General features: G+C 70.3%; 24 protein-coding genes. 9 read left to right on the plus strand and 15 right to left on the minus strand.

Features of this window, described 5'->3' with window-relative positions; translation table 11 throughout:
- Nucleotides 1–341, minus strand: a 341-nt coding sequence (locus G3I65_RS26620; protein ID WP_160698535.1) for a nucleotide exchange factor GrpE, incomplete at its 3' end; no start/stop codon positions are given.
- The gene (gene dnaK / locus G3I65_RS26625) at nt 338–2,203 is read right to left on the minus strand and encodes a molecular chaperone DnaK (protein ID WP_160698536.1); all 1,866 of its coding nucleotides are present in this window, start codon (nt 2,201–2,203) and stop codon (nt 338–340) included. The genes G3I65_RS26620 and dnaK, both read right to left, overlap by 4 nt.
- A gap of 195 nt (nt 2,204–2,398) precedes the next feature.
- Here dnaK and G3I65_RS26630 point away from each other — a divergent pair, with 195 nt between their 5' ends.
- The gene (locus tag G3I65_RS26630; protein WP_203612516.1) at nt 2,399–4,660 is read left to right on the plus strand and encodes an FdhF/YdeP family oxidoreductase; all 2,262 of its coding nucleotides are present in this window, start codon (nt 2,399–2,401) and stop codon (nt 4,658–4,660) included.
- A gap of 4 nt (nt 4,661–4,664) precedes the next feature.
- Here the strand turns inward: G3I65_RS26630 and G3I65_RS26635 are convergent, their stop codons facing one another.
- Nucleotides 4,665–5,678, minus strand: coding sequence for an FUSC family protein (locus tag G3I65_RS26635; RefSeq protein ID WP_160698538.1), 1,014 nt, complete (start codon nt 5,676–5,678; stop codon nt 4,665–4,667).
- 160 nt (nt 5,679–5,838) lie between these two features.
- Here G3I65_RS26635 and G3I65_RS26640 point away from each other — a divergent pair, with 160 nt between their 5' ends.
- From G3I65_RS26640 to G3I65_RS59095, 7 genes are all read left to right on the plus strand, one after another.
- Entirely contained in the window at nt 5,839–6,621 is a 783-nt protein-coding gene (locus G3I65_RS26640) for a YhjD/YihY/BrkB family envelope integrity protein (RefSeq protein WP_160698539.1), read from the plus strand.
- A gap of 41 nt (nt 6,622–6,662) precedes the next feature.
- On the plus strand, nt 6,663–7,298 hold the full coding sequence (locus tag G3I65_RS26645) for a DUF1345 domain-containing protein (RefSeq protein WP_203612517.1): 636 nt from the start codon (nt 6,663–6,665) through the stop codon (nt 7,296–7,298).
- Between the two features lie 101 nt (nt 7,299–7,399).
- Nucleotides 7,400–8,413: a cation diffusion facilitator family transporter gene (locus G3I65_RS26650; RefSeq protein ID WP_160698540.1), complete on the plus strand. Its 1,014-nt coding sequence runs from the start codon at nt 7,400–7,402 to the stop codon at nt 8,411–8,413.
- 53 nt (nt 8,414–8,466) lie between these two features.
- A complete protein-coding gene (locus G3I65_RS26655) occupies nt 8,467–9,657 on the plus strand; it encodes a helix-turn-helix domain-containing protein (protein WP_309235716.1) in 1,191 nt (396 codons plus the stop codon).
- A 135-nt stretch (nt 9,658–9,792) separates the two neighbouring features.
- Nucleotides 9,793–10,791, plus strand: a complete 999-nt coding sequence (locus G3I65_RS26660; protein ID WP_309235718.1) for a Dyp-type peroxidase — start codon at nt 9,793–9,795, stop codon at nt 10,789–10,791.
- Entirely contained in the window at nt 10,788–11,591 is an 804-nt protein-coding gene (locus G3I65_RS26665) for a family 1 encapsulin nanocompartment shell protein (RefSeq protein ID WP_160698541.1), read from the plus strand. The genes G3I65_RS26660 and G3I65_RS26665 overlap by 4 nt, the downstream gene beginning before the upstream one ends.
- A gap of 22 nt (nt 11,592–11,613) precedes the next feature.
- Nucleotides 11,614–11,979 (plus strand): helix-turn-helix transcriptional regulator, encoded by a 366-nt coding sequence (locus G3I65_RS59095; protein ID WP_160698542.1) that lies wholly within the window; start codon nt 11,614–11,616, stop codon nt 11,977–11,979.
- 371 nt (nt 11,980–12,350) lie between these two features.
- On the opposite strand, the gene G3I65_RS26675 is transcribed toward G3I65_RS59095, so the two are convergent.
- The 12 genes from G3I65_RS26675 to G3I65_RS26730 all read right to left on the minus strand — a co-directional run bounded on the left by G3I65_RS26675 (nt 12,351) and on the right by G3I65_RS26730 (nt 21,169).
- Nucleotides 12,351–13,316 carry an AraC family transcriptional regulator gene (locus G3I65_RS26675; RefSeq protein WP_239071463.1) on the minus strand — a complete coding sequence of 322 codons (966 nt, stop codon included), beginning with the start codon at nt 13,314–13,316 and terminating at the stop codon, nt 12,351–12,353.
- Nucleotides 13,317–13,416: 100 nt separating this feature from the next.
- Nucleotides 13,417–13,707, minus strand: coding sequence for a putative quinol monooxygenase (locus G3I65_RS26680; RefSeq protein ID WP_160698543.1), 291 nt, complete (start codon nt 13,705–13,707; stop codon nt 13,417–13,419).
- 26 nt (nt 13,708–13,733) lie between these two features.
- Nucleotides 13,734–14,465: an iron-sulfur cluster assembly protein gene (locus tag G3I65_RS26685; protein WP_309235719.1), complete on the minus strand. Its 732-nt coding sequence runs from the start codon at nt 14,463–14,465 to the stop codon at nt 13,734–13,736.
- 30 nt (nt 14,466–14,495) lie between these two features.
- A complete protein-coding gene (locus G3I65_RS26690; protein WP_160698544.1) occupies nt 14,496–15,731 on the minus strand; it encodes an NAD(P)/FAD-dependent oxidoreductase in 1,236 nt (411 codons plus the stop codon).
- Nucleotides 15,728–16,054 (minus strand): Rieske 2Fe-2S domain-containing protein, encoded by a 327-nt coding sequence (locus G3I65_RS26695; protein WP_160698545.1) that lies wholly within the window; start codon nt 16,052–16,054, stop codon nt 15,728–15,730. Before G3I65_RS26695 ends, G3I65_RS26690 begins: the two co-directional genes overlap by 4 nt.
- Nucleotides 16,051–17,082: a toluene hydroxylase gene (locus tag G3I65_RS26700; protein ID WP_160698546.1), complete on the minus strand. Its 1,032-nt coding sequence runs from the start codon at nt 17,080–17,082 to the stop codon at nt 16,051–16,053. Before G3I65_RS26700 ends, G3I65_RS26695 begins: the two co-directional genes overlap by 4 nt.
- Nucleotides 17,079–17,396: an MmoB/DmpM family protein gene (locus tag G3I65_RS26705; protein ID WP_160698547.1), complete on the minus strand. Its 318-nt coding sequence runs from the start codon at nt 17,394–17,396 to the stop codon at nt 17,079–17,081. Before G3I65_RS26705 ends, G3I65_RS26700 begins: the two co-directional genes overlap by 4 nt.
- Nucleotides 17,393–17,695 carry a toluene-4-monooxygenase system B family protein gene (locus G3I65_RS26710; protein WP_160698548.1) on the minus strand — a complete coding sequence of 101 codons (303 nt, stop codon included), beginning with the start codon at nt 17,693–17,695 and terminating at the stop codon, nt 17,393–17,395. The genes G3I65_RS26705 and G3I65_RS26710 overlap by 4 nt, the downstream gene beginning before the upstream one ends.
- 3 nt (nt 17,696–17,698) lie before the next feature.
- Nucleotides 17,699–19,228 carry a toluene monooxygenase gene (locus G3I65_RS26715; RefSeq protein ID WP_160698549.1) on the minus strand — a complete coding sequence of 510 codons (1,530 nt, stop codon included), beginning with the start codon at nt 19,226–19,228 and terminating at the stop codon, nt 17,699–17,701.
- 15 nt (nt 19,229–19,243) lie between these two features.
- On the minus strand, nt 19,244–19,717 hold the full coding sequence (locus G3I65_RS26720) for a nuclear transport factor 2 family protein (protein ID WP_160698550.1): 474 nt from the start codon (nt 19,715–19,717) through the stop codon (nt 19,244–19,246).
- A 10-nt stretch (nt 19,718–19,727) separates the two neighbouring features.
- Nucleotides 19,728–20,153, minus strand: a complete 426-nt coding sequence (locus G3I65_RS26725) for a nuclear transport factor 2 family protein (RefSeq protein ID WP_160698551.1) — start codon at nt 20,151–20,153, stop codon at nt 19,728–19,730.
- Nucleotides 20,150–21,169 (minus strand): type 1 glutamine amidotransferase domain-containing protein, encoded by a 1,020-nt coding sequence (locus G3I65_RS26730; RefSeq protein WP_160698552.1) that lies wholly within the window; start codon nt 21,167–21,169, stop codon nt 20,150–20,152. Before G3I65_RS26730 ends, G3I65_RS26725 begins: the two co-directional genes overlap by 4 nt.
- Nucleotides 21,170–21,225: 56 nt before the next feature.
- Between G3I65_RS26730 and G3I65_RS26735 the strand changes: the two genes are divergently transcribed.
- On the plus strand, nt 21,226–22,134 hold the full coding sequence (locus G3I65_RS26735) for a type 1 glutamine amidotransferase domain-containing protein (protein ID WP_309235721.1): 909 nt from the start codon (nt 21,226–21,228) through the stop codon (nt 22,132–22,134).
- Nucleotides 22,135–22,145 lie beyond the last annotated feature (11 nt).

Genomic DNA, 22,145 nt, shown 5'->3' on the forward strand with positions numbered 1-22,145 from the left:
AACGGCGTGCCCGGCTCATCCTCCCGCCGCGGGAAGCCGAGCCGCGCCATCACCCCGCCCGCCTGCTCGCGCACCGCGCGCAGGCCCTCGACGATCGACGCGGGGTCGGCGTCCGCGTGCGCCAGCGCCATGTCGAGGTTGTCGAGCACCGGCAGCCACTGGCCCGCCGCCCTGGCCCGTTCGTGCTCGCCGAGCTGTTCGGCGTCGCGCGCGGTGCGCTTGCGGAAGTTGTCGAAGTCGGCCGCGGTGGTGCGCCACCGGTTCTCCAGCTCCGTGACGCGGGACTTCAGGTCCGCGACGTCGTCCTGCGGCCGCTCTTCGGCCGCTTCCGGCTCGGTCATGAGGTGGTGAACTCGGCGTCGATCACGTCGCCGTCGTCGCCCTTGCCGTCCCCGGAGGGCGGTTCGGACGTCGCCGCGGACAGGCCGTGGTAGAGCTGCTGCAGCTCGGCGGTCAGCGACCGCAGCCGGTCCAGCGCCGGTTCTTCGCGCTTCAGCAGCTCACGGGCGTCGCCGACGAGCATGTCGGCGCGGGCCTTGTCGTGCACGGCCACCGTCTCGCCGAGCTCGGTCAGCCGGCGCTCGACCTGGTAGGCCGCGGTGTCGAGGGTGTTGCGGGCGTCCACCAGTTCGCGCAGCCGCGCGTCCTCGGCGCGGTGCTGCTCGGCGTCGGCGACCATCCGGTCGACCTCGGCACTGTCCAGGTTGGAGCTTTCGCTGATGGTGATCCGCTGCTCGGCCCCGGTTTCCTTGTCCTGGGCGGACACGTTGAGGATGCCGTTGGCGTCGATGTCGTAGACGACCTCGATCTGCGGCACGCCCCGCGCGGCCGGCCGGATGTTCTCCAGCCGGAACCGGCCGAGCACCCGGTTGTCGGCGGCCTGCTCGCGTTCGCCCTGCAGCACCACGATGTCCACAGCGGACTGCTCGTCCTCGGCCGTGCTGAAGGTTTCCTTGCGCCGCGCGGGAATCGTGGTGTTGCGCTCGATGACCTTGGTCATCACGCCGCCGAGCGTTTCGATGCCCAGCGACAGCGGCGTGACGTCGAGCAGCAGGACGTCCTTGGCCTCGCCCTTGATGATCGCGGCCTGGACCGCCGCGCCCAGCGCGACGACCTCGTCCGGGTTGACCGTCATGTTCGGGTCCTTGCCGCCCGCGAGCCGGCGGACCAGCTCCTGCACGGCCGGGATGCGGGTGGACCCGCCGACCAGGATGACCTCGTCGATGTCGTTCGGGGTGAGCTTCGCGTCGGCGATGGCCCGCTCCACCGGGCCCTTGCAGCGCTGGACGAGATCCTCGGTGATCTGGTCGAACGTCGACCGCATGAGCGTGGTGTTGAGGTGCTTCGGGCCGGACCCGTCCGCGGTGATGAAGGGCAGGTTGATCGTGGTCCTGGTGACCGAGGACAGCTCTTCCTTGGCCTTCACCGCCGCTTCGAACAGCCGCTGCAGGGCCTGCGGATCGGCACGCAGGTCGATCCCGTTCTCCCGCTCGAACTCGCCCGCGAGGTGGTCGACGACGCGCCGGTCGAAGTCGTCCCCGCCCAGGTGGGTGTCGCCGGCGGTGGACCGGACCTCGACCACGCCGTCGCCGATGTCGAGGACGCTGACGTCGAACGTGCCACCGCCGAGGTCGAACACCAGCACGGTTTCGCTCTGCTTCTTGTCCAGTCCGTAGGCCAGCGCCGCCGCGGTCGGCTCGTTGATGATCCGCAGCACCTCCAGCCCCGCGATCCGCCCGGCGTCCTTCGTCGCCTGGCGCTGGGCGTCGTTGAAGTACGCGGGAACCGTGATGACGGCCTCGGTCACCTTTTCCCCGAGGTACTTCGACGCGTCCTCGACGAGCTTGCGCAACACGAGCGCCGAGACCTCTTCCGGCGCGTACAGCTTGCCGTGGACGTCGAAGCGCACGGCGTCGTCCGGGCCCGCGACGACGTCGTAGGTCACCGCGTCCAGTTCGCTGGAGACCTCGTCGTACCGGCGCCCGATGAACCGCTTGGCGGAGGAGATCGTGCCCTTCGGGTTGAGGATCGCCTGGCGGCGCGCCAGCTGGCCGACCAGCCGCTCCCCCGAGTCGGTGTAGGCGACCACCGACGGCGTCGTGCGCGCGCCGTCGGCGTTGGCGACCACCGTGGGCTGACCGCCTTCCATGACCGCGATCACCGAATTCGTCGTACCGAGATCAATACCGACCGCTTTCGCCACGGCGCGCTCCCTCCATTCCGGAATGCGGCCCGGTCTACTGAAAGGGCGGTGGGGCGTCAAGGCGACCCGATCTTCACCGGACCGCCGACCTGCTGGTTCACCGCGCCGTTGTGGGGCGCCACAGAAAAGTTTGTGGCGCCCACAAGACCCCGCGCGTACCGCCCCGCGGGACCGCGTTCGTGCTTGAATCGGCACGTGGACGAGCGCGAACCGGAATTCCAGCCCTACCACCACCCGGCGGCGGGCTGGGGCGCGGCCAAGAGCGTGACGAAGTTCCTGATCCAGGAACGGGAACTGGTCATCGGGCCGCGCGCGATCCTGAAGATGAACCACGAGAACGGCGGGTTCGACTGCCCGGGCTGCGCGTGGCCGGACGACACCAAGGGCCTGCATCTCGACATCTGCGAAAACGGCATCAAGCACGTCACGTGGGAGATGACCGGGAAACGCGTCGGTCCCGAATTCTTCGCCGCGCATCCGGTGTCCGAGCTCCGGAAGTGGAGCGACACCGAACTCGAGGCGCAGGGCAGGCTCACCGAGCCGATGCGCTACGACGCCGAAACCGACCGGTACGTCCCGATTTCGTGGCCGGCGGCGTTCGAGCTCGTCGGCCGCACCCTGCGCGGCCTGGATTCCCCCGATCAGGCGGCGTTCTACACGTCCGGACGGCTCGGCAACGAGGCCACCTTCCTCTACCAGCTGTGGGCGCGGGAGTACGGCACGAACAACCTCCCGGACTGCTCGAACATGTGCCACGAAGCCAGCGGGCGGGCGCTGCAGTGGGCGATCGGGACGGGCAAGGGCACCGTCGACATCCACGACTGGGACAACGCCGACGCGCTGTTCATCCTCGGGGTCAACGCCGCGTCGAACGCGCCGCGGATGCTCACCGCGCTCGCCGAGGCCTACCGGCGGGGCGCGCAGGTCGTGCACGTCAACCCGCTCGTCGAGGCCGGCGCGACGCGCACGATCATCCCGCACGACTTCGCGCGCATGGCCACCTTCCGCGCCACCCCGACCTCGACGCTGGACCTGCAGCCGCGGATCGGCGGCGACCTGGCGCTGCTGCGCGGGATGGCGAAAGCCCTGCTGGAAATGGCCGAAACCGATCCGGGAGCGCTCGACACCGAGTTCCTCGAGTCCCACACGGCCGGGTTCGACGAGTACCGCGTCCTCTGTGGAGAGACGAAGTGGGACGAGCTGGAGCGGCAGTCGGGCCTGCCCGAGTCGCGGATCCGCGCCGCGGCGGAGGTCTACCGCGCGGCCGAACGGTCGATCATCAGCTGGTGCCTCGGCGTGACGCAACACGAACACGGCGTCGACACGGTACGCGAGATCGTGAACCTGTTGCTCCTGCGGGGAAACCTGGGCCGGCCGGGTGCCGGCCCGTCGCCGGTGCGGGGACACAGCAACGTGCAGGGCAACCGGACGTGCGGCATCGACCACCGGCCGGCCGCGAAGTTCCTGGACAAGCTCGCGGACGTCTGCGGGATCACGCCGCCCCGGCACCACGGCCTCGACACGGTGAACACCATCGAAGCCATGCACCGCGGCGAGGTCACGGTGTTCGTCGGGATGGGCGGCAACTTCGTGCTCGCCGCGCCGGACACCCCCTACACCGCCGCCGGCCTGCGCGGCTGCGAGCTGACGGTGCAGGTCAGCACCAAGCTCAACCGCAGCCACCTCGAACACGGCAAGCAGGCGCTGATCCTGCCGTGCCTCGGCCGCACCGAAAAGGACTTCCAGGCCGCGGGCCTGCAGGCCACGTCGGTCGAAGACGCGATGAGCATGGTGCACCTGTCGGTCGGGATGAAGCGCCCGGCGTCGCCGCACCTGCTGTCCGAACCGGCGATCATCGCCGGGATGGCCAGGGCCACCCTGCCGGAGAGCGCCACGCCGTGGGAGGACTACACCGGCGACTACGACCGGATCCGCGACACGATGGCGCGGGTGCTCGATGGGTTCGAAGACTTCAACGAGCGCGTGCGCGAGCCGCTCGGGTTCCGCATCCACCAGCCGGCGCGGGAGCGGGTGTTCCTCACGCCGTCGGGCCGCGCGGAGTTCTCCACCGCACCGCTGCCGGACGTCGTCCCGGCCGAGGGCACGCTCGCGCTCGGCACCATGCGCTCGCACGACCAGTGGAACACCACCATCTACTCCGACAACGACCGCTACCGCGGCATCAAGAACCTCCGCACGCTGGTCTTCATGAACCCCGGCGACATGCGCGATCGCGGCCTCACCGAGTTCGACGAGGTCGACATCACGAGCACCGCCAAGGACGGCACGACGCGTTCGCTGCGGCGCTACCGCGCGGTGCCCTACGACATCCCGCCCGGGTGCGCCGCCGGGTACATGCCCGAGATGAACGTGCTGTGCGCGATCGGGGACTACAGCGTCCAGAGCGATCAGCCCCTGATGAAGCACCTGAAGGTGACGGTCGAACGCTCCGAATGACCGCTCAGGCCCGGCACCGCCCGCGGATGACGGCGGCCGCGGCGATGCCCGCGGCGACTCCGACGACGGTGTCGGCGACGCGCGCGGTGAGCAGGGTGAGCGGGTCCGCGGGCGCGGCCAGCTCCGTCATCAGCAGGATGAGCGGGGTGAAGAAGCCGAGCGCCAGCCCGTAGTGGCGGGACATGAACAGCTCGGTCGGGAACAGCAACGCGATCACCGCCAGCGCGAGCGGCGTGGGCCCGGGATCCGGCAGCAGGAGCACCGCGGTCACGCCCAGTCCGGCGAGGGTGCCGGTCACCCGGTGCAGGCTGCGGTCGAGGACGTGGGCCAGTCCCGGGTGGAGCCGGCCACGCGAGCCGGTCGCCGCCAGCGGCACCGCCGCCGACGCCATGGCCCAGTTCGCGTGGTCCACGCCCAGCAGCAGCCCCGCGCCGCCGGCGACGCTGATCGCCGCGGCGTACCGGGTGGCGTGGATCAGCAGGCACGCCCGAGCGCATTCCACCCTGGCCGGCACGGCGGCGGACGGGCGGTCCGGCCCGGTGAGTCCGATGAGGACACACCCGGCGATCGCCGCGGCACACAGGGAAACTCCGGCCAGTGGTGCGATCCGTCCGGCGGGAACCAGCGCGATCGCGCCGAGCGCGAAGATCCCGAAGAACGGCCCTCGGGGGTTGAGGTCGAGCCGGTTCGTGACGAGCGCGCACGCGAAGGAGAACGCCGTTTCCGCTGCCACCAGCACCCAGGGACGCGCGTGACAGGCGGACAGCAGCGCCCCCACCGCGACACCGCTCAGCAGTACGCCACCGGCCTGGACTTGGTGGCGGAACCGGAGCGCGCGGGTTTCGGCCCGGCCGTACATCCCGGTGAAGGAGCCGAAAGCGACGAAGATGATCAGATCCGGGCGACCGGCCGCGAGCAGCGCCAGACCGGGCACGAGCAGCCCGGCCGCCACCCGGGCGGCGTGCCACCACTCCTCGCCCGCAAACCGGCGAACGGCGGCACTTCTCTTCGTCCTCAAGCCGCCGTTTCTCCTCCGCCCCGCGTTCCGGTCTCCGGATGCTACCCGGCGGAACCCCCTGATACGCCGGTCAAAGCTTCGCCGGCGGCCGAGTTTGTCCTTCCCCACAACGATCTTTGTCGCAGGTTCCACCGAACGACGGATCGGCTAGATTCCCGTGATGGTCCCCTGCACCCGCTGGACCGCCCGCCTGGTGCGTGCGGCCCGGTCGTTCAGCGAGCACAACGGCACCGCCTCCGCGGCGGCGATCACGTACTTCACCGTGCTGTCCGTCGTGCCGGTGGCGCTGGTGGTGTGCGCCGCGGCCGGGGTGGTCCTCGCCGGCGACCACGAACTGGCCCGCGAGGTCCACGCACTGGTCCTCGCCCAGCTGCCACCGGCGTGGCACGAGCGCGCGGCCGGTTTGGTCGACGACGTGATCGACGCGCGCGCCGCCTTCGGGCTCGCCGGACTGGCCACCGGCCTCTACTCCGGCATCGGGTGGGTGCGCCACCTGCGCGAGGCACTGACCGCGCAGTGGGGAGAGGCCCCGGCACACGGTGACCTGCTTCGCACTACCGGCCGGGACCTGGTGGCGCTCGCCGCGATGACCGCGGCGCTGGCCGTTTCCTTCGCCGTCAGCGCGGGCGCGGCCCAGGCCCGCGCCGTTCCGGCCGTGCTGCTGTCCGGTCTCGCGGTCGTCGTGAACTGGGCCGTTTTCCTGGTCGTGCTGGCGAAGCTGCCTCGCCGTCCGGTGCCGCTGCGCCGAGCCCGCACCGGAGCCGCCCTCGCCGCCGTCGGGTTCGAAGTTCTCAAGCAGTGCGCGGGACTCGTGCTGTCCCACGTCGCGCATTCGACCTCCGGGGCGGTCTTCGGTCCGGTGATCGGCTTCCTGGTCTTCGCCGACGTCGGTGTCCGGCTGATCCTGCTGGCCGCGGCCTGGGCCGCGACCGGGCCCGCGTGACACACCGCGGACCGAGCCGTATTCCCGTTACCCTCTTGGTCGTGAACGTCTGGGTGAGCATGCCGGCGGCGGCGCGACTGGCCGGCGCCGCGGTCCTCGGCGCGTTGATCGGCGTGGGCGTGGGCGCGCTGGTCGGCCCGTCCTTGGGTGTCCTTTCCGGAATCGCCGCGACGGCGGCGATCTTCGTCGCCGCCGGGTGGGCGGCACTGTGGTCGATGGACGCCGCCGCGACCGGGCACAACGCCCGCCGGGAAGACCTCCGGCCGGCCACCGACGAACTCGTCGTCGTCGCGGCCGCGCTGGGCGGGCTGGCGGGAATCGGCGTGCTGCTCGGTCTCGGCAGCTCGGGCACGGGCTACGCCGCGGCCGCGACCGCGCTGGCCGGGGTGTTCCTGGCCTGGGCGGCCCTGCACCTGATGTACGCCACGCGGTACGCGCACCTCTACTACACCGCACCCGCGGGCGGGATCGACTTCAACTCGGACGATCCGCCTGCCTACCGGGACTTCTTCTACTTCAGCTACAACCTCGGCATGACCTACCAGGTGTCCGACACCGGCGTCTCGAGCGCCGCGATCCGCGCGGTCGTGCTGCGGCACACGTTGCTGTCCTACGGCTTCGGCACGGTGATCCTGGCCGCCACCATCAACCTCGTCGCCGGCATCGTCAGCGGGTGACAACGATCCTTGTGGCGCAGCACAAAGGACGGCGCGATCGATCGGGTCGTCCGTATCCTGACCGCCATGCGCTACTCCGCGGCACCCGCCGTGACCGTCCCATGACCACGCCGGAGAACGACGCCGCGTCGCCCGGCGACGAGAGCCTGCTGACCGTCGTCGTCGCGTTCAGCGTCAACCTGGTCATCGCGGCCGCGAAGACGTTCGTCGCGGTGCTCACCGGCTCCGCGGCCATGCTGGCTGAAGCCGCCCATTCCTGGGCGGACACCGGCAACGAGGTCTTCCTCCTGATCGGCGAGCGCCAGGCCGGGCGCCCCGCCGATCCGGCTCACCCGCTGGGCTACGGCCGGGTGGGTTACGTCTGGTCGATGTTCGCGGCCTTCGGGCTGTTCACCATCGGCGCGGTCGTCTCCGTCTGGCACGGCATCCAGTCCCTCGGCGGCGGGGACGACGGCTCGTCCTACTTCTGGGCCTACGTGGTGCTCGCCGGTTCGTTCGTGCTCGAAGGCGTCTCGTTCCTGCAGGCACTGCGGCAGACGAGAGCGGGCGCGCGGCAACGCCGGTTACGACCGCTTCGCTACGTGCGGATCACGTCGAACCCGGTTCTCCGTGCCGTGTTCGCCGAAGACCTTTCGGCGCTGGCCGGCATCATCGTCGCGACGCTCGGTGTTCTCCTGCACCAGGTCACCGGCGACCGGACCTGGGACGCGGTCGCGTCCATCGTGGTCGGCCTGCTGCTCGGCGCCGTGGCCGTTTTCCTCATCGTGCGCAACATGGACTTCCTGACCGGGGAAAAGGTGACCCCGCTCGCGCGCGACCGCGCGCTCCGGGCCCTGCTCGGCCACGACGAGATCGAACGGGTCAGCTTCCTGCACATGGAGTGGGTCGGCGCGGACAAGATCTTCCTCGTCGCCGCCGTCGACGTCGTCGGTGACGCGCCGGAATCCGAGGTCGCGACGCGGCTGAACGACGTCGAGGACGCGCTGAACGCGAGACCGGAGATCCAGCGCGCGGTGCTGACGCTGACCCGGCCCGGCGACCCGACGGACTTGCGGCCGGGCCGGCTGCCGGCGTGGTACGTCGACGCGACGCTCCCCTTGTCCCCTTCGGACTGAGCCGCGAAGCCAGAAGCTGCGTGGCGAGCGATGTCTCGCGTAGCATCCCCGTGGTGACCAGCACCGCCCCGGCCGGGCTCATCACGTGGCTGGAGACGCAACTGCCCCGGCTGATCGACGACGTCCGCGCGGCGACCTGCGACCGCATCGCGCTCTACCGCGACGAGAAGATCGTCCCGCGTGACGACCTGCACCGCTCCATCGCCGTGAACCTGCGGTTCATGGTCGCGGCGCTGGCCGGCGACGACGTCGACGCCGCGCCGGAAGAGACCGGCAGCCGCCGGGCGCACCAGGGGGCGCCGTTGCCGGAGGTGCTGCAGGTCTACCGGATCGGCTGCGCGATGTTGTGGGACGTCATGGTCGACAGGGCACGCAACCACGGCGGCCCGGGTGCGACGGACGCGCTCGTCGACCTCGCCAGCCGGCTCTGGCAGGTCACCGACGACCACGCGGTGCGGCTGACCGAGGCGTACCGGGCGACGAGTGCCGAATTGCTCGTTTCGCAGCAACGACGCCGATCGGCGCTGGCCGAGGCGCTGTTCACCGGCCAGCGGGTGCTCAATTCCGGACCGTGGGAAGCCGGGAAGCTGCTCGGCCTGTCCCTGGACGGCAAGCTGGCCGTGGTGGCGGCGGAGACCCGCGGCCTGGCCGAGGAAAGCCTGATCGGCGTCGAGCGGCGCCTCGCGCGGCTCGGCATCGTCTCGGCCTGGCAGCTCACCCCCACGCTGCAGGCCGGCGTGGTGTCGCTGCGCGACGACCAGCGCGACCCCATGCTGACCGTGCTCCAGGACGTCGCGGTCGCCCGCGCCGGCGTGAGCCCCCTGTACCGGTCGCTCGTCGAAACCCCGCGAGCGCTGCACCTGGCCCGGACCGCGCTCGCCGGGCTCCCGCCTGGCAAGCCCGAGGTCCGGGCGTTCGGCTCCAGCCCGCTCGCAGCGTTCCTGGCCTACGACCCGGACGAGGGACAGCGGCTGGCCGTGGACGTCCTGGGCGCGGTCCTCGACCAGCCCGCGGAGGAACGCGACATCCTGCTGGAAACCCTGCACGCCTACATCACCTGCGGCGGGTCCTCCGACCGGGCCGCGCAGGCGCTGCACTGCCACGCCAACACGGTCCGGTACCGGCTCCGCCGGATCAAGGAGCTCACCGGCCGGTCGCTGACCGACCCGCGCGCGGTCGCCGAGCTGGTGACCGCCGCCCAGGCGATCCGCCTGGCGCCCGGGCGCCGCGATCCCGGAGCCTGACCCCGCCGGCCGTTGTCACCCGCCACAACGTCCCCTGTCGGTGGCACCAGAACTCACCCGTGCCCGCGGGTGATCACGTGCGCGGCGCGGACCGCCGTGCCAGGCTGGCACCGGACGCGTGGAGAGGGTGGTGTGGTGGAACGGCGGACACAGCCGCAACGAGTGGTGGCTCCGCCGGCGATGGCGGCGATCTTCCTGGTGGTCACCGTGCGTGCGGGCGCGGAAAACGACGTGCGCGACGTGCTCGCCGACGTCGCGGGCCTGACGCGCGCCGTCGGGTTCCGCGCCCCCGAAGGCGATCTGAGCTGTGTCGTCGGGATCGGCGCGAAGCTGTGGGACCGGCTGTACGACTCGCCGCGCCCGGCCGGGCTCCACCCGTTCCGGGAACTCGCCGGTGCCGCGCACAAGGCGGTGTCGACGCCCGGCGATCTGCTGTTCCACCTGCGTGCGAAGCGCCTCGATCTGTGTTTCGAGCTGGCCGGCCAGCTCATGACCGCGCTCGCCGGCCGCGCCGACGTAGCCGACGAGGTGCACGGGTTCCGGTACTTCGACGAACGCGACCTGCTGGGCTTCGTCGACGGCACGGAGAGTCCCTCCGGCGCGGCGGCCGAAGCCGCGGTGCGGATCGGCGACGAGGACCCGGACTTCGCCGGGGGCAGCTACGTCGTCGTGCAGAAGTACCTGCACGACCTCGACGCGTGGACGGCGCTCCCGGTCGAACAGCAGGAACTGGTGATCGGCAGGCACAAGCTCAGCGACATCGAGCTGCCCGACGCGGCCAAGCCGTCGAATTCGCACCTCGCGGCGAACACGATCACCGACGAGAACGGCACCCAGCTGCAGATCGTGCGGGACAACATGCCCTTCGGCACGATCGGCACCCGGGAGTTCGGCACCTACTTCATCGGCTACACCAGCCATCCGGACATCATCGAGCGGATGCTGCGGAACATGTTCCTCGGCGACCCACCGGGCAACCACGACCGGATCCTCGACTTCTCCACGGCGGTCACCGGCGGACTGTTCTTCGTGCCCACGGAGGACTTCCTCGAGAACCCGCCGGCCACCGAGCCTCCTTCGCCGACGGACGGCTCCCTGGGTATCGGCAGCTTGCGAAGGAGCAGCACACCATGAACAACCTGCACCGCGACCTCGCCCCGATCTCGGCGGCCGCCTGGGCCGACATCGAGGCGGAAGCGCGCCGCACGTTCACCCGCTACATCGCCGGCAGGCGGGTGACGGATCTCGTCGGCCCGGCCGGCCCGACCCTGTCGGCCGTGGGCACCGGTCACGTTCACGAGCTCGCCCCCACGGCCGACGGCGTGCAGGTCCGCCAACGCCAGGTCCAGCAGGTCGTCGAGCTGCGCATCCCGTTCTCGGTCACGCGGCAAGCCGTCGACGACGTCGAGCGCGGGGCCAAGGACTCGGATTGGCAGCCGGTCAAGGACGCCGTCCGGAAGATCGCTTACGCGGAGGACCGGACGATCTTCCACGGATCCGAGGCCGCCGGCATCACCGGCATCGGACCCAGCAGCTCCAACACACCGCTGCAGCTACCCGCCGACGTCCGGCGCACGCCCGACACCGTCGCGCAGGCACTGAGCGCGCTACGCCTGGCCGGCGTGAACGGGCCGTACAGCCTCCTGCTGTCCGCGGACCGCTACACCGACGTCGCCGAAAGCACGGACCAGGGCTACCCGATCCGCGACCACATCGCCCGGCTCCTGCACGACGGCGAAATCATCTGGGCCCCGGCTCTCGAGGGCGCCCTCCTGGTCTCCACCCGCGGCGGCGACTACGAGATACACCTGGGCCAGGACCTTTCGATCGGTTACCTGTCGCACGACTCCGAGCACATCGAGCTCTACCTGGAAGAGTCGTTCACCTTCCTGGCCATCACCGCCGAGTCCAGCGTCGCGCTCCACGCCGGCTAGCTGCACTGCCGCGGCGTTCGGCATGACCGACGGACCTTCACGCTGCCCCGGCTTCTATGTGCTCGGCTGCGCGCTACGAGAGCTTCGCGAAAGCCGAGGTATGAGCCTCCGCGAACTGGCCGGCAAACTGGGCTTCAGCCCGTCCAGCCTCTCCAACTGGGAAACCGGAGAGCGGTCGATCGAGTCCGGACAGCTGGGCTGGATTCTCGGCTACCTGCGGATCTCTCCCGCCGAACCCGCGCGTCGTTCGGTTCGGGCCGCCACCACTGCCACCACTTGGGGGTCGCCCGATCTTGGGCGGCGATGCGCGGTTGCTTGGCGGCAGCTTCATCCCGGCCGGCAGCCGAGTTGCCGGACGCTCCGGCCGGCAGCCGGAGGACTTCGATGATTCCGCCAACGACGCAGTCGGCCGGCGTAGACGGATTCGGCAGGTGCTCGACGAGGAGGGCACTTGCGGCCACTGCCTCGAGGGCGCGGCCCGTCGCACGCCCCCGCCTGGCCAGCTGGAGCTGATTGCGCTGCCGCCCTCGCCTGGCTCCGCCAGGCGAACCGCCGGCGGCGGTGAGCCCGAACCCGCTGTCGAGGTCGAGGTGACGACGTTTGCGCCGACGTCAGCGGCTACCAGCCGATCTGGCGGCAATCCGCTCGCGATCCTGGCTGCCTCGTCCGACGACAGCTCATTCGCGCAGGACGCGGAAATCTGGCAGAGGGCTCGGTGTCATGACGAAGACCCGGGCAGGCCGGTGGTCGCGGCAGGGCTCAGGTCGGGTTCACGGTGTGCTGCGCGCCCAGCTCCGAACGCAGCGTGCTCAGATCGCAGTAGGCCCGCGGCGGCAGGCCGAAGCGCCGGCGGAACTCGTTGATGAAGTGCGACGCGCTGGGGTAGCCGACGGCCCGCGACACCGACACCACCGTGCCGTTGCCGCGCACCAGCAGGTCGCGCGCCTTGGTCAGCCGCACCTCCTTCACGAACTGGTAGGGCGACTTCCCGGTGGACTGCCGGAACAGCGCGGTCAGCGCCGACGGGCTCATCGCCACCTGCTCCGCCATGTCGGTCACGGTCAGCGGTTCGGCCAGGTTGTCCTGGATGAACGTGACGACCCGCGCGACCGGATCGTGGTTCTGCTGCGCCGCGGCGATTTCCAGCAGCCGCTCGTACTGCTCGGCCTGCAGCACGCGGTAGACCATCTCCTGCAGGTACGCGGGCGCCAGGATCCGCCGGTCCGGCCCGGTGGACAGCGCACGCAGGAACCGGATGACTGAGCTCATCAGCCCGGAGTCCAGCGCCGAGACGAACGCCTTCGACGGGTCCGGTGGGCTGTCGGCCAGCATTTCCGCACGCCGCTGTTCCAGCATTTCCACCGACACCCGCCGGACCACCGCGGGGTCGATCTGCAGCACGAAGGAGAGGAAGGGCTTCGTGACGCTGGCCTCGAGGATCTCGGCCTGGAAATGCAGATGGCTGTTCAGGACCAGGTAGTTGAACGGGTCGTACCGGTAGGGCTGCCCGTCCACGGTCACGCACTTGCGGCCCTGGCTGACCACGCACAGAGACAGCGACTGGACCTCTTCCCAGCTGGGCGCGGCGGGTTCGTGGAAGCGGTAGATCGTCAGCCCCGGCCACAGCCCGGTGTTGCCCCCGACCTCCGGTGCGCGTCTCGCCAGCTCGGAGATCAGGTCGCCGGGCGTCATCCGATCTTCCAGCGGCGGAACGGACCGCACCATGCCTGCCTCCGACGTCACGCGGCCGCACCGGCGACTCGGCCGTTTGGACCCTGCAGTTTACGCCCCGCAGACGAGTGAAGCGAGGCCCGTTCGGAGCCGGTCATCCGATGGTCTCGAACTCCCGCACGCTCCGCTCGGCCAGGTTCGGGATCGCCTCGCCGAGCACGTGCTCCTTGAACGAGTCGCTCGCCCGGTGGTCGGCGTAACCCGAGGCGTCGACGTACTTCTCGTACAGCACGAAGGTTTCCGGGTCGTCCCGGCTCACGTGCGCCTGGAACTCCAGCATCTTCTCCTCCGCCCGGTTGCCGGGCGTGACGGTTTCCAGGATCCGCCGGATCTTCTCCGCCCGCCCCGGCTTCGCGACCCAGGTGGCGACGACAACGTAAGCCATGAACCCTCCGAAGTGCTCAGAACTGCTCAGAACCTGGTGAAACCGATGGCGCGCAACTGCTCCCGGCCGGCCTCGCTGATGTCCGCCGGCCGCCACGACGGGGACCAGACCCACACCACCCGGAAGTCCGCGACGACGGCGTCCTCCAGCAGCGCCGTCCGGATCTGGTCCTCCATGACCCCGGTGAGCGGGCAGGCGGGCGAGGTCAGCGTCATGGTCAGCGTGGCGACGTCGTGCTCGTCCACCGTCACGCCACGCACGAACCCCAGGTCGACGACGTTGACCCCCAGGTCGGGGTCGAGCACGTCGTAGAGGGCCTCCCGCACCGGAACCGCCCGGGCGTCCGCCGGCGCACTCTCGACGACGGGTTCGTCCGCGGTCACGACGGGCGCCGGCACGGCGGCGGCTTCGTAGGCGCCGGCGGGTTGCAGTTCGACCCGCACGTCGGCGGTCTCGCTGCTGATCCAGTCGGCCTTGCCGTGCGCCTTCCGCCGTACCCGCACGATCGGCTCCGCGGGTGTGGCGGAACCGCCGGCCACGATCAGCTGCCCGGCCGAAAGCCCGGCCCGGCCGGCGTTCGCCAGCGCCCGGTCGAGCACCCTGGCGACCGGCTCACACGTGCGACCGGGCCCCAGCCGCAGCTTCGCGACCGCCTCGGCCACGCTCAGCCCGCGCACGCGGGCCAATGCCGTCCGGGCGTCGGCGGCGGTCACCCGCGTCTGGGGCGCGACCGTTTCCAGCACCGCAAAGGTCGTCACGGCAGTTCCTCCTCGGTGAACTCGGCGGGCTCAGGCCCGGGGTGCCGCCTTGGTGCGCGGCATCAGCCGTTTCAGCGGAAACGACTCGTCGGCGAGCTGCTCGGCCGTGACCTCGTGCGGTGCGAACAGCATCCGGCGGACCGCGAGGACGTCACCGGGCCGGTTGAGTGAGATGACACCCTGAATCCGGCCGTCCACCAGCGAAAACGCCGAGAAGCTGCGGTCGGCCGGCCGGCCGCGGAGCACCACCGGATCGAGGGCGCCCATGCGGCCGGTCGACTGCAGGGTGTGCTCGTACTGGTCGGACCAGAACCAGTGTGCCTCCTCGAAGGGCGTCACCTCGCCGGCCAGGTTGGCGGCGACGTTCGCGCCCTGGCGCACGGCGGTGTCGTGGTGTTCGACCCGGATCCGCGTGCCGTAACGCGGGTGGTGCTGGGCAGCGACGTCACCGGCCGCGTACACGTGCGGCGCCGACGTCCGCCCGTACTCGTCGACCGCGAGCCCGCCGTTCGCCACGGCGATCCCGGCCTCCTGCCCCAGCTCGACGTTCGGCACCGAGCCGATCCCGACCACCACCAGATCGGACTCGACGCGGTCGCCGCGGCTGGTGGTCAGCACGAAACCGTGCCGGCCGCGGCCGAGGGCCGTGACATGCTCGCCAGCGCGGATTTCCACGCCGCGTTCGCGGTGGATGTCCATCAGCACCGCGCCGACAGCCGTGCCGAGCACCCGCGCGAGCGGCGCGGGCTCCGGCTCGAACAGGGTGACCTGGGTGCCGAGCGCGGTGGCGGACGCGGCTACCTCGCACCCGATGAACCCGGCACCCAGGATCGCGATCCGCCGTGCCGTCGCCAGTTCGGCCCGCAGCCGTCCGGCGTCGGCGGCCGTGCGCAGGTAGTGGATCCCGTCACCGCCGAACCCGGGAAGGCGCCGTGGCCGCGCACCCGTGGCCAGCACCAGGTCGTCGTAGCCGAGACGCTCCCCTGTGGACAGTTCCACGCTCCGGCCGGCCACGTCGAGGGCCACGGCGCGCACGCCCAGCCTCAGTTCGACACCGTTGGCCGCGTACCAGCCGGGTTCCCGTGGGCGCACCAGCTCGGGCTGTCCGGTCAGGAACTCCTTCGACAGCGGCGGCCGCTCGTACGGCGCCGTCGTCTCCTCGCCGAGGAGCACGACGTCGCCGTCGAAGCCCCGTTTGCGCAGGTGGGCGGCGGCCGACGCGGCCGCGACACCGCCGCCCACGAGCACGCAACGCTTGGTCGTCATCCGACGTCCACCCGGATCGTGCCGTCTTCGTCCACCCGGCAGGGGAACGAGGTGAGCCGGCAGTTGTCCGGGTTCACGCCGGAGCCGCTGCGGGCGTCGAACACCCACAGGTGCCGGGAGCAGGTGAGCGTCTCGCCGTCGAAGTCGCCCTCGTCGAGCGCCCAGGCCTGGTGCGGGCAGCGGTTCCGGTACGCCCGCACGTCGCCGTCGATGTTCATCAGCAGGACCTTCTCCCCGCCGACCTCGACGCCCGCCATCTCGCCTTCCCACAGCTCGTCGAGCTGCATGGCCTCCTGCCACTGCCCGGTCACCGCTCCGCTCATCGCGCCGCACGCATCCCTTCCGGCTCGAAGATCGGCTCGTGGAACGCCTCGCGGGCGGCCTTCGCGCCGGCGGCCACCTCGCTCGCCGGACGGCCGTGCGCCGGCCGGGTCTCGAGCAGCTCACCCAGCCCGGCCGCCGCCGCGTCCGCGATCGGCGACCACCGGTCGATCCAGCGCCGCAGCACGCCGGCGTTCGACGGCCGCTGCTCGACGGCGAACCGCGCCAGCGCCGAACTCCACCGGTTGCGCCGGTTGTTGTCCTCCTGCAGGAACGACAGCAGCAGCCAGGACTCTTCGTCACGGTTCTCGCGCGAGATCTCCTTGAACTGCCGCACCAGCACGTCGTCGAACGTCGGCGCGAGCACCAGGTTCAACGCGACGAACGCCTCGCCCCAGTCGTAGCTGACGAGCGCCTTCTCCACCGCGCGCCGGGCCGGCTGCCAAGCGTCGAGGGTCTCCCAGACCTGCCGCTCGGCGGTGCCGGCACCGCTGTCCGGGTGCGCGATCTGCAACTCGCGGGTCCGGTACGCGGTCAGCGTGACCCGGCGCAGGTAGTCGGCCGTGGCGAAACCCGCCGTGTTGGTCACGTACGAGGTCGGGGCCAGGTAACCGAGGTACGCCTGGATCTGCTGGCAGCCGTGCAGGAGGTAGCGCGACGGCGTGAACAGCGAGGTCAGCAACGCCAGCTGCCCGGGCGCGAGCGCGGCGTCCGAGCCCGCGTACTCCTCGAGCACACCACCGGTCTTCGCCTCGGCTTCGGCCTGCACCGTGACGTATGTCTTGTAGGTCAGCGCATCCGGGTCTCGGAAGGCGTCCCAGTCCTCGACCTGCAACGGCGACTTGTCGCGGTAGGTCAGGAACCACAGGTTGGCCGGCGAGGACGGGTTCTGCTCGAACGCGCTCGTGCGGTTCTTGCGCAGCGTCCAGTTCTGGGCGTGCGTGACGATCTCGTAGTCGCTCGGCATCCGGCGGATGTCGCCGAACGCGCTGAACGTCTTGCGCGGCCTTGCCTTCTTCGGCTGTGTCATGCCCTCACCTCTTCACCGGCCGACGCGGCCTTCCGCGTCGAGATCCGTTCCCAGACGATCGCGCCGCTCGTGGTGATGGCGCGCCCGGCGAAGGACGACATCATGGTCTCGAGCGAGCGGATCTCGAACTCGTGGCCGAGGTAGCGCCGCAGCGTCTCCTCGGTCAGCACCACCCGGTCCTCGCCCTGGATCCGGACGTACGCGCCGCGGTCGATGACTTCGATCTCCGTGTCCGGGTTGTCGTCCTCGATCGCCGCGATCACCTGCTCCACCTCGTCGCCCATCCGCAGGATCGGGCCCACTGGGTTCTTCACCGTGCTCCCTCCGGCAGGTCGTACTCGACGCGGACGTGGTCCAGCGGCCCGATGCCCGCCTCGGCCACGGTCAGTTCCGGCGGCAGCCGCCGTCCTTTGTGGAACACGATCTTCCCGGCGTCGCGGGCACGCACGCGCTTGCCCTCGACGTGGTGGGCGACCGCGGCCGCCACCTCCCGGATCGTGTCGGCGGTGGTGACCGGCACCAGGAGCTGCACGAAGTCGTCCGCGAAGATCGCGTTGAGCGGCACCAGCTGCGGGGCCTGGTCCTCAGGGCCCAGCTCGACGGTCTCGGGCATCGCTCACTCCTCCCCTGCGCCGGCGGCCAGTGCCAGGCCGGACGCGGGACGGCCGACGTAGTCCCGTGTCCACGCCTCGTAGTCCGGGTCGTCGCCCATCACCTCGGGCGTGAGTCCCATGTGGGTGAGGACGCCGCCGACGTCCATCGGCTGGATCTGCCCGGCGAGGAACCGGTCGATCAGTGTCTCGTGGTTGACGTTGTCGCGGTCCTTCCACCAGATCTGGCGGCAGGCGTTGGTGCAGAAGTGGTGGGTCTTGCCGTCGTAGTCCAGCTGCCAGGTCGGGACGCGCCAGCGGCCGGACCGGGTCTGCGTCGCGTTGCAGCAGGGCAGGTTGCACATGCTGCACAGCCACGGCAGCGTCTCCGGGAGTGTCGCCTCGACGTTGTTGGCGTTGATGTTGTCGATGATCACGTCCCACTTGTCGCCGTAGACCCGCTCCCAGTTCGGGTACTTCTCGCGCAGCCAGTCGCGCTCGTCCTTGCTGACCGCGGCCGTCGGGCGCCACCACAGCGTCGGGCGCCAGGTCCACAGGCCCATGTGCAGCCCGTGGTGCCAGGTGTCGAGGCCGCGCATGAACTCGTCCCAGAACCACGGCTTCTTCAGCCCGTAGTCCTCGATCGTGTGGACGAACTGGTCGACGATCCACTCCTCCATGAACTCCCGGTAGGACTGCTTCCGGTGTTCCAGCGGGGTGTAGTAGTCCATCGCCGGGCCGGTGAGGGCGGCGAACGCGCGGGCCGAGCCCCAGAAGTTCTTGTCGATGATCCACTGGGCGCGCACGGGGTCGTGCTCGACGAGGATCTCCATCGTGGGGCCGCCCTGCTGCGAGTGGCGGGCCTCGTCGGTCTGGATCGAGGAGATCATGTTGGCGAAGTTCACGTCGCCGGCCTCCAGCGCGTCGGCCGAGAGCGCGATGAACTGCAGGTTGGTGAACCCGGTCTCGAACGTGAACGGCAGCGCGATCGCCAGGTCCACCACGTTCGGCGCGATCATCATGCCGTCGAACAGGTTCCGCAGTGAGATCGGCACCCAGTTGTCCATGTGGAACGTCTTCTGGGTCCAGTCGTACTGCGGGTCCTTCTTGATGAACTCGTGCCCGAAGAACGTGGTGATCTGCGCGTGCCGCAGCTCGTCCAGCTGGCCGAAGGCGGCCATGTTGCGCCAGGACGCGTTGAGCCCGAACCGCGCCATCTTCAGTTCGCCGAGCACAGCGGCGTACTCGACCAGCGCGACGCCGCCGAAGTGCATCTTGGTGGAGGACTTCCAGCCCTCGTCGAGGTGATCGAACGTGGTCGAGCGCTGGAGCGCGGCCTTGACCGCGTACGCGGACTGCTCCTTGTCGCGCTGGGTCGCCACGTAGTCGGGGTAGGTGACCTTGTAGTCCTCTTCCCAGTCCAGCCAGGCCTCACGCGGCACTTTGCCGGTGCCGCTGTGCCATTCGGGGAACACGGCCTCGTCGTCGACGTAGCGGTAGGTCCAGTCGACGTCGCGGACGAACCCCTGCCACTCTTCCCGCTTCAGCAGCGTCATCGGTGCTTCCCTTTCTCAGTCGACTTCGAGGTGGCCGAGCTGGCGGTTGATGCCTGCCCCGTCCCAGTAGGCGGAGATCCGGTCGACGAGCCCGTCGCCATCGACGTGGAAGATGAACAGGTGGGGCTCGCTGAACTTCTGTCCGCGAGGTTCGGCGGCGCCCCAGGCGAGCTGCTGGGTACCGCCGATGTCGCAGCGGACCACCACGTCGCCGTTGTCGTTCGCGTCGACGCTGTGCACGTTGGCGAACAGGTCGGGGAACGACGCGATCAGCCCGACCCAGATGGTCTTGCCGACCGTCTTCACCTTGCCGTCGCCGCGCAGTACGCGCTGCTTCCCCCACAACTCGAACGGCACGTAGAAGAAGTCGGCGTTGTCGGCGCACAGGTCCGTCATCGCGTCGACGTCGTGGCGCCGGTAGGCGTCGAAGAAGGCGGTCACCCGGCCGGCCGCTTCCCGGCTCCGGCTCCGCGGTTCCGTAGTCGTCATCGGATTCCCCTCACACGAGCGTGATCTGGTCGAGTCGCTTCACCGCGAGCCGCCGGTACAGCTGGTTCTGGCACCAGTACGCGTCGACGCCGGTGATGCGGTCACCGGAGACGGTGAACCGCCAGGCCTGGTCCACGTCGAGGTGCTTCTCCTGGTTGATCGCGCCGAGGTAGCCCGCCGCCTGCGTGCCCTCCACCTTCAGCTCCGCGGTGACCACGGAGCCGGTCTCGATCAGGTTCTTCACCGTCACGATGAGGTCCGGAAACGCGGTGACCGTCTCGGTGAGGAACGCCCGCAGTTCGGCCGTGCTGCCTTCGCGCAGCCCGGTCGGGTGGATGTCCACGCGCACGGAATCGTCCACAACGGACAGTGCGGTCTCGACGTCACGACTGCCGAAGGCGGTCAGGAAGGCCGACACCGTCTGCGTGGGTTTCATCGCCGTCCCACCGCCTTCAGCAGCGCGTCGGCCGTCGCCTCGGTGGAGGCGGGGTTCTGGCCGGTGATGAGGTTCCGGTCCACGACCACGTGCGAGACCCAGGCTGACGGCCCGTCGTCGAACACCGCGCCCGCGTTCTTCAGCGCCGTGTCGACGTACCAGGGCAGGCCGAGCTTGCCCGGCACCGTCTGGTCCTCCTCCTCGTCGGTGAAGCAGGTGAGGCGGTACCCGTCGAAGAGCCACTGCCCGTCTTCGCGTTCGGGGGCCGACAGCAGCAGCGCGGGCCCGTGGCACAGCGAGGCGATCGGGGCCTGTTTGTCGTGCAGCACCTTCAGCAGCCGTGCCACGTCGGGGTTGTCGGCGAGGTCGACCATCGGCCCGTGGCCGCCCGGGGCGAACACGGCGTCGAACTCGGCGAGTTGCTCGTCGCTCAGGTCTGCCAACGAGGTGGGCTGCCGGAAACCCGGAATGGCGTCCAGCTCGGCCTTCCGGTCGGCGGCCAGTTGCCGGCTCGCGGCGTCCAGTTCGGCGACCGCGGCCCGGATCTCCTGCGCCGGCAGGCCGCCGTCGAGACCGTCGTCCACCATCACGTCGGTGAGCTGCCGGTCCTGGCGCCAGGCGATCTTGGCCGCCTTGCTGACCAGCGCGTGGGCCTCGACCGGCGAGAACCCGCGAGCCTTGAGCCGCTCGGCGATCCGCCGCCCGGCGACCAGGCCCAGCTCGGTGGTCTGGTGCAGCGTGATCCGGATGTCGTCCGGGTCGTGGTGGAACGTGCGGGTCACGGACGCGAAGAAGTCCTGGTCCTCTTCGGGGTAGTGGAAAAAGGACTCCAGGCCGTAGGGATCCGCGAACGGCGGTTCGCCGTCGGGAGTCAGCACCACCACCTCGGCGCCGGCGGCGACGAACCGGCCGTACGGTTTGACGGCCTCTTCGGCGAAATAGCCGGTGGTGTGCCGGGTGCCGTCGGCGAGTTCGATCTCCTTCGCACTCGAGACGAGGTAGGCGATGCGCGCCATGTGACCTCCAGGTTAACGTGCGGTTTCGGTGGGCGTGCCGAAACGCTAGCTCGCGCGTGATCCCGGCCGCATCGAAGATTCCTGCGGAAGATGTGCGGATTCCGGCACCCGGTGCGGGTTCCGGTCGAGGTCTGCAAGATTCGTGCGCGAATCGCTCGCAGCACGGCCGCGGCGGTTACCTTCGGGGCGGTCTTTCCGGCCGACGGCGCCGGATTCATCCTTTCGAGAGCGAGGTCTTCCCCATGACACGCGTACTGTTCGCGGTGTCCGGCTCGGCCCACTGGACACTGGCCGACGGCACCCGGCACCCGTGCGGCTTCTGGCCCGAGGAGCTGGTTGTGCCGCACGAGATCTTCCGCGACAACGGTTTCGACCTCGTGATCGCCACTCCGGGCGCCGTGGTCCCCACGGCCGACGAGGCCGGTTTCAGCCCCGAGATGAACGGCGGCTCGGCCGAGCCGGGACAGCGGTTCCGCGCCTACCTCGAACGCATCGCGAGCGAACTCGCCGCACCCTCCGACCTCAACGAGGCCGACCCCGCCGAGTTCGACTTCGTGTTCGTCCCGGGTGGACACGGGCCGATGGAGGACCTGGCTGCCAGCAAGGAGTTCGGTCGGCTGATCGAGCAGTTCACCGCCGCGGGCAAGCCCGTGGCCGCGGTCTGCCACGGTCCGGCAGCGCTACTGCCGGCGACGGACGCCGACGGCCGGTGGCTGTTCGCGGGCCGCCGGGTGACCGGCTTCAGCAACGTCGAGGAAGGTCAGGTGGGCTTCGCCGACAAAGCACCGTGGCTACTGGAGGACCGGCTCGTCGACGGGGGCGGGCAGTTCGAGAAGAGCGCCGGCGCCTGGGAACCCCACGTGGTGGTGTGCGGAAACCTTTACACCGGACAGAACCCCGCCTCGTCGGCCCCGCTGGCCGAGCGGCTCGCCGGGGCGCTGAAACCGGTCGAGACCGTCCACTGAGCCGGGATGGG

The organism is Amycolatopsis sp. SID8362, assembly GCF_010550475.1.
GTDB lineage: Bacteria > Actinomycetota > Actinomycetes > Mycobacteriales > Pseudonocardiaceae > Amycolatopsis > Amycolatopsis eburnea.

Bases quoted from the DNA above. Each gene is read 5' to 3' on its own strand.
- G3I65_RS26675 (WP_239071463.1), bottom strand. From the start codon at position 13,316: ATGGTGCGGTCCGTTCCGCCGCTGGAAGATCGGATGACGCCCGGCGAC.
- G3I65_RS59095 (WP_160698542.1), top strand. From the start codon at position 11,614: ATGACCGACGGACCTTCACGCTGCCCCGGCTTCTATGTGCTCGGCTGC.
- G3I65_RS26665 (WP_160698541.1), top strand. From the start codon at position 10,788: ATGAACAACCTGCACCGCGACCTCGCCCCGATCTCGGCGGCCGCCTGG.
- G3I65_RS26730 (WP_160698552.1), bottom strand. From the start codon at position 21,169: ATGGCGCGCATCGCCTACCTCGTCTCGAGTGCGAAGGAGATCGAACTC.
- G3I65_RS26700 (WP_160698546.1), bottom strand. From the start codon at position 17,082: ATGACACAGCCGAAGAAGGCAAGGCCGCGCAAGACGTTCAGCGCGTTC.
- G3I65_RS26650 (WP_160698540.1), top strand. From the start codon at position 7,400: ATGACCACGCCGGAGAACGACGCCGCGTCGCCCGGCGACGAGAGCCTG.
- G3I65_RS26720 (WP_160698550.1), bottom strand. From the start codon at position 19,717: ATGACGACTACGGAACCGCGGAGCCGGAGCCGGGAAGCGGCCGGCCGG.
- G3I65_RS26695 (WP_160698545.1), bottom strand. From the start codon at position 16,054: ATGAGCGGAGCGGTGACCGGGCAGTGGCAGGAGGCCATGCAGCTCGAC.
- G3I65_RS26690 (WP_160698544.1), bottom strand. From the start codon at position 15,731: ATGACGACCAAGCGTTGCGTGCTCGTGGGCGGCGGTGTCGCGGCCGCG.
- G3I65_RS26715 (WP_160698549.1), bottom strand. From the start codon at position 19,228: ATGACGCTGCTGAAGCGGGAAGAGTGGCAGGGGTTCGTCCGCGACGTC.
- G3I65_RS26640 (WP_160698539.1), top strand. From the start codon at position 5,839: ATGGTCCCCTGCACCCGCTGGACCGCCCGCCTGGTGCGTGCGGCCCGG.
- G3I65_RS26725 (WP_160698551.1), bottom strand. From the start codon at position 20,153: ATGAAACCCACGCAGACGGTGTCGGCCTTCCTGACCGCCTTCGGCAGT.
- G3I65_RS26710 (WP_160698548.1), bottom strand. From the start codon at position 17,695: ATGCCCGAGACCGTCGAGCTGGGCCCTGAGGACCAGGCCCCGCAGCTG.
- G3I65_RS26680 (WP_160698543.1), bottom strand. From the start codon at position 13,707: ATGGCTTACGTTGTCGTCGCCACCTGGGTCGCGAAGCCGGGGCGGGCG.